This is a genomic window from Streptomyces sp. NPDC101166, assembly GCF_044768125.1.
Taxonomy (GTDB): domain Bacteria; phylum Actinomycetota; class Actinomycetes; order Streptomycetales; family Streptomycetaceae; genus Streptomyces.
Window position 1 is genome coordinate 200070 of sequence record NZ_JBIWPF010000009.1, and the last position, 16323, is coordinate 216392.

14 protein-coding genes are annotated in these 16323 nt (G+C 72.4%); 4 read left to right on the forward strand and 10 right to left on the reverse strand.

Features of this window, described 5'->3' with window-relative positions:
• Positions 1–91 precede the first annotated feature (91 nt).
• Positions 92–1123: a medium chain dehydrogenase/reductase family protein gene (locus tag ACIRS4_RS18250; RefSeq protein WP_404196553.1), complete on the forward strand. Its 1032-nt coding sequence runs from the start codon at positions 92–94 to the stop codon at positions 1121–1123.
• Between the two features lie 125 nt (positions 1124–1248).
• Here the strand turns inward: ACIRS4_RS18250 and ACIRS4_RS18255 are convergent, their stop codons facing one another.
• Entirely contained in the window at positions 1249–2532 is a 1284-nt protein-coding gene (locus tag ACIRS4_RS18255) for an adenylosuccinate synthase (RefSeq protein WP_404196555.1), read from the reverse strand.
• Positions 2533–2774: 242 nt separating this feature from the next.
• Between ACIRS4_RS18255 and ACIRS4_RS18260 the strand changes: the two genes are divergently transcribed.
• A complete protein-coding gene (locus ACIRS4_RS18260; protein ID WP_404196558.1) occupies positions 2775–3719 on the forward strand; it encodes a diacylglycerol kinase in 945 nt (314 codons plus the stop codon).
• A gap of 66 nt (positions 3720–3785) precedes the next feature.
• On the opposite strand, the gene ACIRS4_RS18265 is transcribed toward ACIRS4_RS18260, so the two are convergent.
• Positions 3786–4316 (reverse strand): GbsR/MarR family transcriptional regulator, encoded by a 531-nt coding sequence (locus tag ACIRS4_RS18265; protein ID WP_404196827.1) that lies wholly within the window; start codon positions 4314–4316, stop codon positions 3786–3788.
• A gap of 85 nt (positions 4317–4401) precedes the next feature.
• Here ACIRS4_RS18265 and ACIRS4_RS18270 point away from each other — a divergent pair, with 85 nt between their 5' ends.
• Positions 4402–5307: an ATP-binding cassette domain-containing protein gene (locus tag ACIRS4_RS18270; RefSeq protein ID WP_404196561.1), complete on the forward strand. Its 906-nt coding sequence runs from the start codon at positions 4402–4404 to the stop codon at positions 5305–5307.
• A complete protein-coding gene (locus tag ACIRS4_RS18275) occupies positions 5304–6887 on the forward strand; it encodes an ABC transporter permease (RefSeq protein ID WP_404196563.1) in 1584 nt (527 codons plus the stop codon). Before ACIRS4_RS18270 ends, ACIRS4_RS18275 begins: the two co-directional genes overlap by 4 nt.
• Before the next feature lie 79 nt (positions 6888–6966).
• Here the strand turns inward: ACIRS4_RS18275 and ACIRS4_RS18280 are convergent, their stop codons facing one another.
• The 8 genes from ACIRS4_RS18280 to ACIRS4_RS18315 all read right to left on the reverse strand — a co-directional run bounded on the left by ACIRS4_RS18280 (position 6967) and on the right by ACIRS4_RS18315 (position 15776).
• Entirely contained in the window at positions 6967–8172 is a 1206-nt protein-coding gene (locus tag ACIRS4_RS18280) for a cytochrome P450 (protein WP_404196566.1), read from the reverse strand.
• 49 nt (positions 8173–8221) lie between these two features.
• Entirely contained in the window at positions 8222–8887 is a 666-nt protein-coding gene (locus ACIRS4_RS18285) for a response regulator (protein ID WP_404196568.1), read from the reverse strand.
• Entirely contained in the window at positions 8884–10233 is a 1350-nt protein-coding gene (locus ACIRS4_RS18290) for a sensor histidine kinase (protein WP_404196570.1), read from the reverse strand. The genes ACIRS4_RS18285 and ACIRS4_RS18290 overlap by 4 nt, the downstream gene beginning before the upstream one ends.
• Positions 10234–10323: 90 nt before the next feature.
• The gene (locus tag ACIRS4_RS18295) at positions 10324–10998 is read right to left on the reverse strand and encodes a response regulator (protein ID WP_404196573.1); all 675 of its coding nucleotides are present in this window, start codon (positions 10996–10998) and stop codon (positions 10324–10326) included.
• Positions 10995–12506 carry a sensor histidine kinase gene (locus ACIRS4_RS18300; protein WP_404196575.1) on the reverse strand — a complete coding sequence of 504 codons (1512 nt, stop codon included), beginning with the start codon at positions 12504–12506 and terminating at the stop codon, positions 10995–10997. The genes ACIRS4_RS18295 and ACIRS4_RS18300 overlap by 4 nt, the downstream gene beginning before the upstream one ends.
• On the reverse strand, positions 12499–13683 hold the full coding sequence (locus tag ACIRS4_RS18305; protein ID WP_404196578.1) for an acyltransferase: 1185 nt from the start codon (positions 13681–13683) through the stop codon (positions 12499–12501). The genes ACIRS4_RS18300 and ACIRS4_RS18305 overlap by 8 nt, the downstream gene beginning before the upstream one ends.
• Positions 13676–14701: an alpha/beta hydrolase gene (locus ACIRS4_RS18310; RefSeq protein ID WP_404196580.1), complete on the reverse strand. Its 1026-nt coding sequence runs from the start codon at positions 14699–14701 to the stop codon at positions 13676–13678. The genes ACIRS4_RS18305 and ACIRS4_RS18310 overlap by 8 nt, the downstream gene beginning before the upstream one ends.
• Positions 14702–14903: 202 nt before the next feature.
• Positions 14904–15776 (reverse strand): alpha/beta hydrolase, encoded by an 873-nt coding sequence (locus ACIRS4_RS18315; protein WP_404196583.1) that lies wholly within the window; start codon positions 15774–15776, stop codon positions 14904–14906.
• Positions 15777–16323: the final 547 nt, after the last annotated feature.

Genomic DNA, 16323 nt, shown 5'->3' on the forward strand with positions numbered 1-16323 from the left:
GTTATTGACACTCCCTTTCGCGATGCGTTAGAACTTATAACGAACGCGATGCCAGCAAACTGGCCGAGCAACCAGCGCCGTGGAGGCCGTCATGAACGCCGAAGGACTCGTCGAGGTCGTCCTGCCGGGCAAGGTCGAGCCCGAGGGGCTCCAGGTCCGGCACGGGGCCGTCCCCGCCCCCGGGCGCGGGCAGGTCGTGATCCGGATGGAGGCGACCGGTGTCTCCTTCGCCGAGCAGCAGATGCGCCGCGGGCGGTACTACGACCAGCCGCCGTTCCCGTTCGTCCCCGGCTACGACCTCGTCGGCGTCGTCGCCGCGACCGGCGAGGGCGTCGACCCCCGCCTCGCCGGCGCCCGGGTGGCCGCGCTGGTCAAGGTCGGCGGCTGGGCCAGCCATGTGGTCGTCGACGCGGCGGACGCGGTGCCCGTGCCCGAGGGCGTCGGCGCGGCGGAGGCGGAGACCCTGGTCGTCAACGGCGTCACCGCCTGGCAGATGCTGCACCGCAAGGCGCGGGTCCGCGCCGGGCAGACCGTCGTCGTGCACGGCGCCAACGGCGGCGTCGGCTCGGTCCTGGTCCAACTGGCCCTGGCCGTCGGCGCGAGAGTGATCGGCACCGCGTCCGCACGCCATCACGACGCACTGCGCGAGCAGGGCGTCACCCCCGTCGACTACCGCGCCGAGGACATGGCCGCGCGGATCCGCGCCCTCGCCCCCGGCGGGGCGGACGCCGTGTTCGACCACGTCGGCGGACCCGGCATCGTCGACTCCTGGCGGCTGCTGGCCCCCGGCGGCACGCTCGTGTCCTACGGCAGCGCCTCCACCCGGGACGCGGAGGGCTCGAAGCAGACGCCGGTGCTCAAGCTGCTCGGCCGGGTGTGGTTGTGGAACGCGCTGCCGGGCCGCCGCCGCGCGTACTTCTTCAACGTCTGGGCCGGCCGGGCCCTGTCCGGGAACCGGTTCCGGGCCCGGCTGCGCGCCGACCTCACCGAGGTCTTCGCGGCGCTCCAGCGCGGGGAGATCACCCCGCGGATCGCCGCCCGCCTCCCCCTCGCCCGGGTGGCCGAGGCCCTGCGACTGGCCGAGTCGGGCACGGTCGCCGGAAAGGTCGTCCTCACCCCTTAGGGCCTGTCCTGGCCCCGCTCGGACGAACCGCGGCGGCTCGTGGCCGGGACGTCTGCCCCTGACACGCGTGTGCCCCTGGCCGGGGTCGCCGGTCAGGGGCACACGCGTCTGCGGAGAGTGGACGATCAGATGAAGGAGTTGATCTCGATCGTCTCGTCCCGGCCGGGGCCGACGCCGATCGCGGAGATCGGGGCGCCGGACATCTCCTCCAGCGCCTTGACGTAGTTCTGCGCGTTCTTCGGCAGGTCGGAGAACGACTTCGCCTTGGTGATGTCCTCGGACCAGCCAGGGAGGGTCTCGTAGACCGGCTTCGCGTGGTGGAAGTCCGTCTGCGAGTACGGGAGCTCCTCGACGCGCTTGCCGTCGATCTCGTACGCCACGCAGACCGGGATCTGCTCCCAGCCGGTGAGGACGTCGAGCTTGGTGAGGAAGAAGTCGGTCAGGCCGTTGACGCGGGTCGCGTAGCGGGCGATGACCGCGTCGAACCAGCCGCAGCGGCGGTCACGGCCGGTGGTGACACCCCGCTCGCCGCCGATGCGGCGCAGCGCCTCGCCGTCCTCGTCGAACAGCTCCGTCGGGAACGGGCCGGCGCCGACGCGGGTCGTGTACGCCTTCAGGATGCCGATGACGCGGCTGATCTTCGTCGGGCCGACGCCGGCGCCGGTGCAGGCGCCGCCGGCGGTGGGGTTGCTGGAGGTGACGAAGGGGTACGTCCCGTGGTCGATGTCGAGGAGCGTGCCCTGACCGCCCTCGAACAGGACGACCTTGTCCTCCTCCAGCGCCTGGTTCAGGACCAGGACGGTGTCGGCGACGAACGGCCGGAGCTTCTCCGCGTAACCGAGCAGCTCCTCGACGACCTGGTCGACGGCGATCGCGCGGCGGTTGTACAGCTTCGTCAGCAGCTGGTTCTTGACGTCGAGCGCCGCCTCCACCTTCTGGGTGAGGATCGACTCGTCGTACAGGTCCTGCACCCGGATGCCCACGCGGTTGATCTTGTCGGCGTAGGTGGGGCCGATGCCGCGGCCGGTTGTGCCGATCTTGCGCTTTCCGAGGAAGCGTTCCGTCACCTTGTCGACAGTGACGTTGTACGGGGTGATGATGTGCGCGTTGCCGCTGATCAGCAGCTTCGACGTGTCGACGCCGCGCTCGTTCAGACCGCTCAGCTCGGAGAGCAGGACCGACGGGTCGACGACGACGCCGTTTCCGATGACCGGCGTACAGCCGGGGGACAGGATTCCGGAAGGGAGAAGGTGGAGTGCGTACTTCTGGTCGCCCACGACGACCGTGTGGCCGGCGTTGTTGCCGCCCTGATAGCGCACTACGTAGTCCACCGAGCCACCGAGCAGGTCGGTCGCCTTCCCCTTGCCTTCGTCACCCCACTGAGCACCGAGCAGCACAAGTGCGGGCACGCGCGTACACCCCTTCCGGGTGGGGCATGTCCTGGGTCAGGGGCGTACGCGGAGGCGCGTGCGACCGCGTGCACCACGACCCTCGTCGGCCGTGGTCCCGCGACCGTCACTGGCCGCCGCGCGACCGTCGTCGGCCGCACACCGTCGGACCCGGATGCCCCGGAATAGACGAAGCCCCTGGCGCAATAGCGCAAGGGGCTCTTGCACAAAGATGCTACCCGAGGAAGCGAGGCAGGACCGAGGTGGCGACTATCGCGACGCCGGACCAGCTGCTGGTGATCATCGATCCGGTCGCCCGGAGGACGGACGGGGAGTCCGTACGGATCGCGAAAGACGTGCTCAGCGCGGGTGCGGCGAGCACGAAGGTGTGTCTGCCGGAGGGGCCGGAGGAATTCGCGCGGGTGCTGGCCAGACGCGGTTCGCGGCGGCCGGTGGTCGTCGGGGACGACCGGGCGCTGGTGCGCGCGGTGTCGTTGCTGCACCGGCGGCGGGAGCTGGCGGAGTGCGTGCTGTCGATGGTGCCGGTGGGCGGCATGCTGGGCGTGGCGCACGCCCTGGGGGTGCCCACGGGCGCGGTGGCGGCGGCGCGGGCGGCCCTGGACGGGGCGGAACGGCGGCTGGACCTGCTGGTGGACGACAGCGACGGGGTGGTGCTGGGCGCGCTGCGGATACCGCCCGTGCCGGGCAAGGACGGGCGGGGCGGGATGCGGGGCGGAATTGACGCCCCAGGGGGCCTGTACGACCTTGAGATCGGCGATGAGGGCGGGACCGGGGCCGGCGGAGGCGGGGGCGGTGAGGGTGTCCGGCCCTGGCCCTGGCTGCGGACCTGCCAGTCCTTCGTCCGCACCCTGGTCCCCGCTCTGCCTTCCCGCCCCGGGTCGCCCCCTCCCCCGCCGGGGCCGGCACGACTGCGGGTCGAGGTCGACGGCGTGACCCTGGTCGACCTGGACCAGCCGGTGGAGGCGGTCTCGGTGACCGCGGACACCGCCGGCACGGCGATGGTGCGGGTACGGCCGCTGTCGGTCGGCGCGGAGGCGTCCCCCCTGGAGGCCCGCGGCCGCACGGTCACCGTCACCGGCGCGGACTTCCGCTACGGCACGGACGCGACGGTGGCGGGCCCGGTCCGCAGACGCACCTGGGTGGTACGGGAAGGCGCGCTGGGACTGGTCCTGCCCGCGGGACGGTGAGAGCGGGAACCCGACGGGGGGCCGGGAAAAGGGGACTCAGGGGGAGGGTCAGGAGGCCGGGGGAGGTCAGGGGCCGAAGGTCCGGTCGCGGTGGGCTCGCCAGCGTTGCATCAGTGCCACCAGTTCGCCGTCGAGGAACTCGAAGAAGGCGAGGGTCTCGGCCATGCGGCGGCCGGCGGGGGTGCCGGGACCGAGGCTGGTGACGCCTTCCCGCAGGGACGCCTCCCAGCGCTTGAGGACGGCCTCACGGCTGGTGACGGCCTCGTACCACTGGTCGCTGTGCACCCGGTAGCGCTCGCGGCGTGAGCCGGGCTCGCGCTCGCGGGAGACCAGGTGCTGCTGGGCGAGGTAGCGCACCGCGCCCGAGACCGCGGCCGGGCTGATCCGCAGCTGCTCCCCCAGTTCGGCGGAGGTCATGGCGCCCTCGTCGCTGGAGAGCAGCGCGGCGAAGACACGGGCGGACATGCGCTGCATCCCGGCCTCGACGAGCTGTGCCGCGAAGGACTCGACGAACTTCGACACCGCCTCGGCGTTCCGCCCGCCGCCGCCCTGCGCCGTCTCGCCCTTCGCCGTCCCGCTCGTCCCCGTTTCCGGCATGCGCCCTTCCATGGGGCCATCCTAGTCGGCGTTCATACGCTTCTTCATCTTCACAAAATTCTGAAAGAAGCGTACGTTCTGAAGTATGACCAAGGCCATCACGGTGTCCGGCCTGCACAAGTCCTTCGGCCGCACCCGCGCCCTGGACGACCTCGACCTTCAGGTGGAGGCGGGCGAGGTGCACGGGTTCCTCGGGCCCAACGGCGCGGGCAAGTCCACCGCCATCCGGGTCCTTCTCGGCCTGCTGCGCGCCGACTCCGGCACTGCCCGGGTCCTCGGCCTCGACCCGTGGGCGGACGCGGTGGAGGCACACCGCCGCATCGCCTACGTCCCCGGAGACGTGACGCTCTGGCGGAGCCTGTCCGGCGGCGAGGTCATCGATCTGCTGGGGCGGCTGCGCGGCGGCCTGGACGCGAGGCGGCGCGGCGAACTGACCGAGCGCTTCGAACTCGACCCGACCAAAAAGGGCCGCGCCTATTCCAAGGGCAACCGGCAGAAGGTCGCGCTGGTCGCCGCCTTCGCCTCGGACGTGGACCTGCTGATTCTCGACGAGCCGACCTCGGGCCTCGACCCCCTGATGGAGGAGGTCTTTCAACGGTGTGTGCGGGAGGAACGGGACCGGGGGCGCACGGTCCTGCTGTCGTCGCACATCCTGAGCGAGGTCGAGGAACTCTGCGACCGGGTGAGCATCATCCGCAAGGGACGGACGGTGGAGAGCGGATCGCTCGCCGACCTGCGCCATCTGACGCGGACCAGCGTCACCGCCGAACTCGCCGGCCCGCCCGACGGGCTGGCGCACCTGCCCGGCGTCCACGACCTGGACGTACGGGGGCGCCGGGTCCGGCTCCAGGTCGACACGGACCGACTCGACGCCGTGCTGCGGTCGTTGAGCGCCTCCGGCGTCCGGTCGCTGACGTCGACTCCGCCGACGCTGGAGGAACTGTTCCTGCGGCACTACCAGAGCGACCTGGACGGGACGGCCCCCCGATGACGACGTCGAGCGCGGCGCAACTCACCGGGACCGGAACACTGTTGCGGCTCGCGCTCCGTCGGGACCGGGTGCTGATCCCGGTCTGGGTCGGGGTGAACGCCCTGATGGTCCTCACCATGCCGAAGACCCTCAAGAGCCTTTACGGCACCAGCGCAGAACGTGCCGACCTGCTGGGGCAGGTGTCGGCCAACTCCTCCCTGCGCGCCCTCGTCGGTCCCGTCTTCGACGACTCCCTCGGCGCCCTGACCGCTTGGCGCGTCGGCGTCTACGCGGGATTGCTCGCGGCGGTGACGAGTCTCCTGATCGTCGTCCGGCACACCCGGGACGAGGAGGAGAGCGGACGCCTGGAGCTGATCGCCTCGGGGACGGTGGGCCGCCGGGCCCCGCTGACGTCGGCGCTGCTGGCGGCAGGCGTCGCCAACGCGGCGCTGGCGGTGCTGGTCACAGCGGGACTGGCGGGCCACGGGGCCGCCGGGGCGGTGGCCTTCGGACTGGGTCTCGCCGCAGTCGGAATGCTGTTCGCCACCATGGCGGCGATCGCCGCGCAGCTCACCGAGAGCGCGCGGCTCGCCCGGGGCCTGACCTCGGCGGTGCTGGGCGCGGCGTTCGTGCTGCGCGCGGCGGGCGACTCGGCCACGGCCGACGGTTCGTCGCCGCTGACCTGGTTGTCGCCGCTGGGCTGGCTGGAGAACCTGCGGGCGTTCACGGACGAACGGTGGTGGGTGCCGGCGCTGTTCGCGGCGGCGGTGGGCGCGCAGGGCGCGATCGCCTACGGCCTCGCGGGCCGCAGGGACGTCGGGATGAGCTTCCTGCCCACCCGGCCGGGGCCGCCCGTAGGACGGCTCGGCACGACCGGGGCTCTGGCCTGGCGGCTGCAACGGGGCGCCGTCCTCGGCTGGAGCACCGGATTCTTCCTCGCCGGGGTCGTCTACGGCTCACTGGCGGACGGCGCGGCCGAGCTGGTCGGCGACAACGCGCGGGCCCGCGAGATCCTGGAGCGGATGGGCGGCCGGTCCGGCGTGACCGACGCGTTCCTCAGCTCCATGATCGGCATGCTGGGCCTGATCGCCACGCTCTTCGTGGTCGCGTCGGTGCTGCGGCTGCACGGTGAGGAGACGTCGGGGCGGGCCGAACCGGTGCTGGCGAGCGCGGTGGGACGTCTGCGGTGGGCCGCCGGTCATCTGGCGATCGCCTTCGCCGGCTCCACACTGATCATGCTTCTCGCCGGCCTGGGCTTCGCCGTGGGCCACGGACGGCGGGCGGGGCCGCTTCTCGGCGCCTGTCTGGTCCAGGTGCCGGCGATCTGGGTGATCGGCGGCCTCGCGGTCCTCCTGTACGGTCTCGCTCCCCGCCTGGCGCCCGTCGCGTGGGGCGTGGCGGCCGCGACCCTGCTGCTCGGCTGGATCGGCCCCGCCCTGGACGCCCCCCGCCTCGTCCTGGACCTCTCTCCCTTCCCCCACCTCCCCAAGCTGCCGGGCACCCCGATGCACTGGCCCCCGACGCTGGCCCTGACGCTCATCGCGACGGCCCTGACGGCGGCAGGTCTGGCGGCACTCCGGCGACGGGACGTGACGACGTGAGGGACGGGGGCGGACACGGCGGGCGGGCGGCGCGTGGGGCCGTTCCTCGTCCGCCCGAACGGGGTGGGCGGCGAGGTGGTCAGCCCACCTCCACGCTCAGTCCCTCCAGCCCACGGATCACGAAGTTCGGTTTGCGGACCGGAGGGGCTGTCGGCCGCAGGGTCGGGGCCTTCTCCAGCAGGGCTGTCATCGAGGCCACCAGTTCGAGGCGGGCCAGGGGCGCGCCGATGCAGTAGTGGATGCCGGCGCTGAAGGAGATGTGCGGGTTGTCCTTGCGGGTGAGGTCCAGCTTCTCGGGGACGGCGAACACCTCCGGGTCGTGGTTGGCGGAGCCGAACAGCATCGCGATCTCCGCTCCCCTCGGCAGGACAGTGCCGTCGATCTCGATCTCGTCCAGCACCCAGCGCTCGAAGAGCTGCAGCGGGGTGTCGTACCGCATCAACTCCTCCACGGCGGACGGCGCCAGGGAGTGGTCCGCGCGCAGGGCGGCCAGCTGGCCCGGGTTGCTGAACAGCGCCCACCAGCCGTTGGCCGTGGCGTTCACGGTCGCCTCGTGACCGGCGTTCAGCAGCAGGACGGCGGTGGAGATCATCTCTTGCTCGGTGAGCCGGTCCCCCTCGTCGTGCGCCGCGATCAGCCCGGAGATCAGGTCGTCGCCGGGCTGCTCCCGGCGAGCGGCGATCAGCTCCCGCAGGTAGGCGGAGAACTCGACCGACGCCCGGACCGCCCTCGCCGCCGTGTCCTGTGACGGGTTCAGCTCGTACATCCCGCAAATGTCCGCCGACCAGGGGCGGAGCGGGGCCCGGTCGGCCTCCGGGATGCCCAGCATCTCCGCGATGACGGCGACCGGCAGCGGCTCGGCGATATCGGTGAGCAGGTCACCGCCGCCCTTCTCGACGAGCGCGTCCACCAACTCACCGGCCAGCTTGCGCACATACGGCTTCAGCCGCTCCACGGTCCGCGGCGTGAACGCCTTCGAGACCAGACGCCTGATCCGCGTGTGGTCCGGCGGCTCCAGATCGAGCATCCCGTGATCGTTCAGCGTGTGGAACGGCTCGTGCTCGGCCGGTGGCGCCGTCCGCCCGAAATCCTCGTGCGTGAACCGGTGCTGATACGTCCGCCCCAGCCGCCGGTCCCGCAGCAGCGCGGACACATCGGCGTGATGCGGCACGAGCCACTGGTTCGTGGCCTCGAAGTACTGCACACGCCCCTTGGCCCGAAGCTCGGCGTAAGCGGGGTACGGGTCGGCCAGAAACGCCGGGTCCCACGGATCGAAGTCAGCCATGCCGGGACGCTAACCCGGGGCGCCGGGCTCTGACCAGGGGCATGAGCGCTCAGCCGGGCGTCACCAGCCGGGCCTCGTAGGCGAACACCGCCGCCTGTGTGCGGTCCCGCAGGCCCAGCTTCACCAGGATCCGGCTCACATGCGTCTTGATCGTGGACTCCGCCACCACCAGCCGCTCCGCTATCTCCGCGTTCGACAGCCCCTGGGCTATCAGGACCAGCACCTCCGTCTCGCGTTCGGTCAGGTCGCCGTAGGACGCCTGGGCCGTGCGCGGCATCCTGGGCGCCCCGGACAGCTTCGAGAACTCGGTGATCAGACGCCGGGTGACGGACGGCGCGAGCAGCGCCTCCCCCGCCGCCACCACCCTCACCCCGTCGGCGAGTTGACGGGCCGAGGCGTCCTTGAGGAGGAAGCCGGAGGCTCCCGCCCGCAGGGCCTGGTACACGTACTCGTCGAGGTCGAAGGTGGTCAGGACCAGCACCTTCGCCGTGCTGTCGGCGGCCACGATCTCCCGCGTCGCCTCTATGCCGTTCAGCTCCGGCATGCGGATGTCCATCAGGACGACGTCCGGGGCCAGTTCACGCACCCGTTCCACCGCCTGCCGGCCGTTGACCGCCTCGCCCACCACCTCGATGTCCGGCATCGCGTTGAGCAGGACGGAGAAGCCCTCCCGGACCATCATCTGGTCGTCCGCGATCAGTACCCGTATGGTCATGCGTCACTCTCACCCGTCGCCTGCACCGGCAGGAACACCGCCACCTCGTAACCGCCGGCCGCTGTCGCCTCCGCCGTCATCTCACCGCCCAGCATGGACACCCGCTCCCGCATCCCCGTGATGCCGTGCCCCGCGCCGGGCGAGGGCTTCACCAGGGACGGCTGCGGCGGCGGGCCGTTGACTATGCGAAGGCCCAGACCGCCGAGGACGTAGGAGACCTCCACCTTGGCTTCCGCGCCCGGCGCGTGGCGCAGGGTGTTGCTCAACGCCTCCTGGACGATGCGGTACGCCGACAGCTCGACGCCCGGCGGGAGTTCACGTATCGCCCCGGTGACCGTCTCGTCGACGCCCAGGCCCGCCTCCCGCACATTGGAGAGCAGCCCGTCCAGGTCGGCCAGCGTGGGCTGCGGGGCGTCGGGCGCCTCGTAGTCCTCGGCGCGGACGACGCCCAGCACCCGGCGCAGCTCCGTCAGGGCCGCCACCGCGTTCTCCCGGATGGTGGCGAAGGCCTTCTCCAGCTCGGGCGGCGGGTTCTCCACACGGTAGGGCGCGGCCTCCGCCTGGATGGCGACCACCGACATGTGGTGCGCGACCACGTCGTGCAGTTCGCGGGCGATGGTGGTGCGCTCCTCCAGGAGAGTGCGCCGGGACCGCTCGTGCTCGGTCACCGTCTGCTGCGCGGTCACCTCCCGCTCGGCCTGCCGGCGTATGTGCCAGACGGAGACGGCGAGCAGGGCGAACGCGGAGAAGACCAGCATGGGCTCGACGCTGGTGTGGTAGTGATCGCTGAACACCGTCTCGGCCACGAAGCCGTAGGCCGCCGTCACCAGCCACATCCACGCCGCCGTGCGCGGCCGGGTGCGCACGGCCACCACGACCATCACCGTCAGGTGGGAGATGAAGCTGCCCGGCAGCCACGGCCACATGCCGTACACCGTGCCGATGGCGGCGACGAGCGAGCTCGACAGGAGCGACAGCCAGAACGCTCCGGCCGGGCGGACCAGCGTCAGCAGCACCGGAGCCAGGACGAACGCGGCGCACACCAGGCCCCACCCGCTGGACCTCTCGTCCGCAAAGGCGATCAGTGCCGCGAGTGCGCCGAGGGCCATGACAACCGCGTGCCACCGCCAGGTGGCGTGCTCCCGCTTGCGGCCGGTCAGCCGGCGGATGAGGAACCCGTCGGGCTCCTTGGGAGGCAGCGGACGGTAGGCGAAGGCGTCCTGGAAGAGATCCTGACGCAGTCCGCGCAGGGCGTCCGCGGCCGCCCTGAACTCCGGACTGCGCGGCTGGTGGCCGCCGGGCCGGCGGTCCGGGGGCGTCGAGTGCGTCTGCGTCGTCTGGGTCACGTTCAAAACGGTAGGCGGAGCGGGGGCCCCGGTCGTCACCAGTGAGGGGGGTTCTGCGAAGTCCCCCTCAAGTACTACGGGTGGCGGACGTCAGTATCCGGCGGGGCGGACCAGGCCCGACTCGTAGGCGAACACGGCCGCCTGGGTGCGGTCCCGCAGGCCGAGTTTCACCAGGATGCGGCCCACATGGGTCTTCACGGTCTGCTCGGCCACACACAGGTGCGCGGCGATCTCCGCGTTGGACAGGCCCTGCGCGATGAGGCTGAGGACCTCCGTCTCCCGCTCGGTGAGATCGCCGACGCGCTCCTTCAGCGGGGTGCGCGGCGAGCCGTTCAGGCGGGAGAACTCGGCGATCAGCTTGCGGGTCACGCCGGGGGCCAGCAGCGCGTCACCGGCCGCGACGATCCGGACGGCCTCCGCGAGCTGCTCGGCGGACGCGTCCTTCAGCATGAACCCGGAAGCGCCGGCGCGCAACGCGTCGTACACGTACTCGTCGAGATCGAAGGTGGTGAGCACCAGCACCTTGATCTCGGGGGTCTTGACGGTGATGCGCTCGGTGGCCTCGATCCCGTTGTGCTCCGGCATGCGGATGTCCATCAGCACGACGTCCGGGGCGAGTTCCGCGACCTTCTCGACGGCGTCCTTGCCGTCGACCGCCTGACCGACCACCTCGATGCCGGGCTGCGCGTTGAGCAGCACGGTGAAACCCTGCCGGACCATCTGCTGGTCGTCGGCGATCAAGACGCGGATGGTCCCGCTCGTCATGGGAGGTCGTCTCCTGTCGTGGTCGGCTGCCCGGACGCGGGTCTCGCCGGCGGCGCCGGGAGCTCGGCCAGGAACTCCGGCGTCGTGGCGCGCGGGACGGGGAAGATCAGTTCGAGGTCCGCGGACGGCTCCGCGGCCTCGGCCGGCGGGGGCGCGGTGCCGTCCTTCGGGAGGAAAGCGGAGACCATGAACCCGCCGTGCAGCGTCGGCTGCGCGCTGACGTGTCCGCCGAGCATCGCGGCCCGCTCCCGCATCCCGAGGAGACCGTGCCCGGCGCCCGGGGAAGGTCGGACCGGCTTGCTCGGGCGGGAGTTGACGACCTCCAGATGCAGACCACGCGGCTCATGGGTGATCCGTACCCGCACGCTCGACCCGGGCGCGTGCCGCAGGGCGTTGCTGAGCGCCTCCTGCACCATCCGGTACGCCGACAGCTGCACGCCCGGCGGGTACGCCGGCGTCTCGCCCTCTGTCTCCGCGACGACGTGCAGACCGGCGGCCCGGGTGTTGTCCAGGAGGGCGTCGAGGCGGTCCAGGGTGGGCTGCGGGGTGTCCGGGGCGGAACCGGTGCCGGCCGCCCCGAGCCCGTAGGGGTCCTCGGGGTTCTCGGAGCGCAGCACGCCGAGAACGCGGCGCAGTTCGGCGAGCGCCTCCAGGGCGTTGTGGCGGATCCCGGCGAGGTTCTCCTTGAGTTCCTCGGACGGGTTCTCCACCAGGTGGGGAGCCACCTGCGCCTGGATGGAGATCACCGACATGTGGTGGGCGACCACGTCGTGCAGTTCACGGGCGATGCGATTGCGCTCCTCCAGCAGCGTGCGGCGGCCGCGCTCCTCGGCGGTGATCGTCTCCTGCTCGACGAGCTGGCTGCGGGCCTCGCCGAGCCCTCGCAAGGCGGTGCCGACGAGGACGACCGCGGTGAAGATCGCGACGGCGGCGAGTCCCGTCGAGGTGTAGGTCGCGCCGCCGATCAGGCCCTGGACCACCCAGGTCGTCACGGTGGTGGCGAGCAGCATCGTGAAGGAGAGGCGCGGACGCACCTTCAGCGCGAGGAGCAGGAACACGATGGCATGGGCGAGGATTTCCGTGGGCGTCCAGGGCCACGGGGGCCCCGGGACCGGATGACCGACGAGGGTCGGCCGGGCGGCCACCGCCGCCACGACCGTGCCCGCCAGGGACAGCGCCCAGGCCGGGGCCGGCCGCCACAGGGCGGCGACGACCACCGACCCCTGCGCGAACGCGGCCACCACGGCAAGCTCCGTGCCCAGGTTGTAGCGGCCGAGCTGTTCCTGGCCGGTCAGCGCGATGCCCAGGGCGACGTAGCACACCGCCACGACCCCCGGCAGCCGCAGCCAGCGCAAGGCGCGCCGTCGCCGGGAGCCTCCTGAGGCGGCCGCGCCGGTCGCGCCGGTCGCTGCGCGCAGGCGGCCGAGGCGAGACCGGCGTGGCGCCGCGGGAGCGACACGGCCGGCTGCGCTGCTGGTCTCCTGGGGCACGGGCTCAACTCTATGCATCGTGGGCCGACTTGGCTCGCGTGGTCTGCGATCGGTACCGGACCTGGACCACCCGGGACCGGCCGCCGCGGGCCCTGCTCGTCCGCTTCCCGGTTCGTCTCTCGAAGCCGTGGAACGCCGCACAGCAGACGCCGAGGACGAGGGCGAAGACCGGCAGCCACAGGAGACGGACCGCTATCCAGCGCGGGTCGTCCGGGGAGGTGTGCAGACCGGGCAGAGTGCCTGCGAGGAGGGCGGTCGCGGTGGTCGCCATCAGGGCCGTCTGGTGCCAGAGGAAGAGCGTCATCGCGAAGAGGTTCACCAGTGCCACGGCCGTCCACGCCAGGGGCCTTTCCATCGCCCGGCGCAGACGGTCGCGCAGCAGCAGGGCCAGACCGCACTGGGCGAGGCCGAAGGTGACGGCGGCCAGCGTGGGCGGGTTGAGGTTCGACACGGCCGCGCCCGGGACGCCCACCATCGACGCCGGGTAGCCCGCCCAGCCGATGAGCACCGCGGTCGTCACCGCGCCGCCGACGAGCAAGGCCCAGCCGGCGCGCGGGCGTTCCAGTTCGCCGCGCGTCCAGGCCGCCCCCAGGGTGTACGGCACCAGCCAGCCGGCCGCCAGGTTCACCCAGCCGAGCCAGGCGGGGCCGCCGAGCCCGAAGCGCACGAGGTCCACATGCAGGACGACGGCCAACGGCCACAGGGGGTTCAGCCGGGACAGCAGCGGGGTCGCCGCGGTCAGTACGGCGAACACCAGCAGGAACCACAGCGGGGACAGCGCCAGCTTCAGCACGGTGTGCACGGTGACGGGCGTCGCGCCGCCCAGGAGGAGGGAGACGGCGATCGCCGTCCACAGCATGAGGAGGGCCGCTACCGGAGCGAACAGGCGGGCGAGCCGTTTGCGCAGCCAGCCGCCGTAGGTCTCACCCCGCGCGCGTGACGAGATGCGGCTTTTCGTCGCCACATGGCCGCCGACCATGAAGAACAGCGCCAGGGTCTGGAACGTCCAGGAGACGGGCGCCAGCCAGGGCATGGACGCGAGCGGGCTCGCGGCGCGGAGGGCGCCGCCGGGGGACGCGACCAGGGCGGTCACCAGCCAGTGGCCGAGGACCACACCGAGGATCGCGACGGCCCGGAGGGCGTCTGTGGCTCGGTCCCTTGTGGAGGCGAGGATGAGTTGGCGGAATTCACCCATGGGTCACCTCCTCGGCCCGGCCAAGGACGATCCGGGTGATGTTGGTCAGGGATTCCGTGTCCGGCCGGAAGTAGTCGCTGTGGCCCCCGGGGCCGGCGGTGAAGACGTCGGCGCCGAAGGAAGGGGACATGGGGTCGGTGCCGAAGCCGAGCTTCGTGCCGAACAGGTCGACCTCTGCGTGCGGGACCTCCGCCACCCAGTCGTCGGCGCCCCGGGCCGCCCAGACCCGCGCGCGGGTGCCCAGCTCTCCGGCCGAGTCCGCGCCCGTCCCCGGGCTGCCCAGCAGGACCAGGTCGTCCACGTCCATGCCGTCGGCGGCGCGGCCGCACACGACCGAGCCGTACGAGTGGCACAGGAGACTGACGTGCGCGGCGGGGCCGGTCACCGATCGCAGGTCGTCGACGAACTTCCGCAGCACCGGGGCCGCTTCCTCGGCCCGGCTCGCGGTGGCCGCCGTGGTGCTGACCGTGCGGGGAGTGGCGTAGCCGAGCCAGGCGACCACCGCGGTGCGCCGGCCGGCGGGGGACGCCTGGGCAAGGCTTCGGTGCAGGGCCGCCGCCGCCCTGTGGAAGCGTTCGTAGGTGTCCAGCGAGGTGTCCGAGCCTGGTATCAGGATCGCCACGCGCTCGGCGCCCGCGAGGTCGCCGAGCACCTCGATCGCGCGGCCCGGACCCCGGCCGTCGAAGGCGAGGAGCGCGCGGGACGGGTCGGCCAGCGTGTGATCCGCCGCGGCGCGGCGACGGTCCCCGTGCTCCGCGGCCATCCGCGCCGCGAGTTCGGCGTTGGCCCGGTGGGCGGCGTACGTCTGCTGCAGTGTCCGCGCCGTCGGCGGAGCGAGGTCGGCGGGCGGCGGGGCGGGGACGCGGGGGCGGGCCGCGGCGGAAAGGGGGACCGCTATGGCGGCCGTGATCAGGACGGCGAGCAGGGCGCACAGGCAGCGTCGGAGCAGCCTCGTCCTCGGCTCCGCTTCCGGTGTCGCGTAGTTCTGGCTGTGCTTCCGCCTCGTGGCCGCCTGCATCGCCCGCCCCTCCCGTGCCGTCCGCCCGGTCATCGGGCGTCACAGGATGGGAAGTTACGGATCAGCGGTCGTCGTTCGCGTCCCGCCGCAGAACTCTTCTTCGGCGTAGCTCCCAGGTACTACGGGTATGACCGGGGTCCTGCTGGAGGGGCACGGCGCGTGTCCCTGTCCGGTCCCTCACCACGCCAGTTGTGCGAGTCCCTCACCACGCCAGTTGTGCGATCTCCTCCGCCACCACCGCGCACGCGTCCGCCAGCGGGTCGATCAGCGGGAAGTGGCCGACGTCCTCCAGCAGCGTCAGTCCTACCATCTCGCCCGCCTTCGCCGCCGCGTCCGCGTACGACTCGGCGACCGCCTGCGAGACGACGAGGTCGGTGCGGCCCTGCACGAGGGTCGTCGCGATGCCGGTCGGGAGGAGGAGCGCGGGGTCGGCGTACGGCTGCCTTTCGACGAAGTGCTCGTCGCCTCCGAGGAGTTGGCGGGCCGCGTTCCCGCAGACGTTCAGCTTCTCGGCGACCTCGAAGTCCGCGATGGGGGCGAGTGCGACGACGCCCCGGAGCGGGGCGGGGCCGCCGGTGCGCCAAGGGGCGTCGGCGGGCAGGACATGCCGGGCCGCCGCCCACAGGGCGAGGTGGCCGCCCGCCGAGTGTCCGGTGAGCACCGTGCGGCGGGGGTCCGCCTGCGGGAGGGCCTCGCGAGCCAGGGCGGGGAGGGCGTCGAGGGCGGCGGCCACGTCGTCGAAGGTGTGGGGCCAGCGTCCGGCGATCGGCTCCGTTCCCTCTTCCCGGCCTCGGCGGTACTCCACGTTCGCCACGGCGAAGCCCCGGTTGGCGAGGTAGTCCGCGAACGGTGTGATGTGCCGTCGGTCGTACGGAGCACGCCAGGCGCCGCCGTGGAGGACGACGATCAGGGGGACGGTGTCGGTCGGGGCGGCGCCCGCGCGCGGTGCGTAGAAGTCGATCACCTGGTCGGGGTGGTCGCCGTAGGAGGCGGTGGCGTCGGGGTCGACCGCCGGGTGCGAGAAGGCCGACTCCTCCTCGGCGGCGGCCCGGGCTGCGACGACGTCGTCCGGCATGCTCCAACCTCTCAGCGACGAAACGTGATGGTACGGGGTGGGGGTAGCGGACCAGGTTTGGAATCGGCCGTTGGCGGGGACGGTATCAGGCCCGTGACGTGGGGGGACACGGGGATGTGACGCTGGGTCAGGGGTGGAACGGTTCTGCTCGGCCGCCGGGGGGCGGGGTGGGTGGAGGGGGGTGTTATGTCCCGCGGTTTCGGCACGGTGGGTCTTGGAGGGTGCACGGGGTGTGTCCGGGCGGCCGTGTGGTTTTTGGGGGCGCCGCGCGTCGGGGTGACCGTGAGGTGGGGTTCGCTCGCCACGCTCGCGGGGCGCCGCTGCGCCCACCCGTGCCGCCCCAGCGGCACGACTGCCCGCAGTCAGGACGGGTAGCGGGCAGCCGCACCCCGGAGCGAGGCCGCCCGCCGCCACGGAGCGAAGGCAGGCAACCGCACCCCGCGGCATGGCCGCCCGCAGTCAGGACGGGTAGCAGGCAACCGCACCCCGGAGCGAGGCCGCCCGCCGCCACGGAGCGAAGGCAGGCAACCGCACCCCGCGGCATGGC

Excerpts from the sequence above, each read along its gene's own strand:
- ACIRS4_RS18275 (WP_404196563.1), top strand. The coding sequence starts at position 5,304 with ATGACGACGTCGAGCGCGGCGCAACTCACCGGGACCGGAACACTGTTG.
- ACIRS4_RS18280 (WP_404196566.1), bottom strand. The coding sequence starts at position 8,172 with ATGGCTGACTTCGATCCGTGGGACCCGGCGTTTCTGGCCGACCCGTAC.
- ACIRS4_RS18270 (WP_404196561.1), top strand. The coding sequence starts at position 4,402 with ATGACCAAGGCCATCACGGTGTCCGGCCTGCACAAGTCCTTCGGCCGC.
- ACIRS4_RS18265 (WP_404196827.1), bottom strand. The coding sequence starts at position 4,316 with ATGCCGGAAACGGGGACGAGCGGGACGGCGAAGGGCGAGACGGCGCAG.
- ACIRS4_RS18300 (WP_404196575.1), bottom strand. The coding sequence starts at position 12,506 with ATGCATAGAGTTGAGCCCGTGCCCCAGGAGACCAGCAGCGCAGCCGGC.
- ACIRS4_RS18315 (WP_404196583.1), bottom strand. The coding sequence starts at position 15,776 with ATGCCGGACGACGTCGTCGCAGCCCGGGCCGCCGCCGAGGAGGAGTCG.
- ACIRS4_RS18295 (WP_404196573.1), bottom strand. The coding sequence starts at position 10,998 with ATGACGAGCGGGACCATCCGCGTCTTGATCGCCGACGACCAGCAGATG.
- ACIRS4_RS18285 (WP_404196568.1), bottom strand. The coding sequence starts at position 8,887 with ATGACCATACGGGTACTGATCGCGGACGACCAGATGATGGTCCGGGAG.
- ACIRS4_RS18310 (WP_404196580.1), bottom strand. The coding sequence starts at position 14,701 with ATGCAGGCGGCCACGAGGCGGAAGCACAGCCAGAACTACGCGACACCG.
- ACIRS4_RS18250 (WP_404196553.1), top strand. The coding sequence starts at position 92 with ATGAACGCCGAAGGACTCGTCGAGGTCGTCCTGCCGGGCAAGGTCGAG.
- ACIRS4_RS18305 (WP_404196578.1), bottom strand. The coding sequence starts at position 13,683 with ATGGGTGAATTCCGCCAACTCATCCTCGCCTCCACAAGGGACCGAGCC.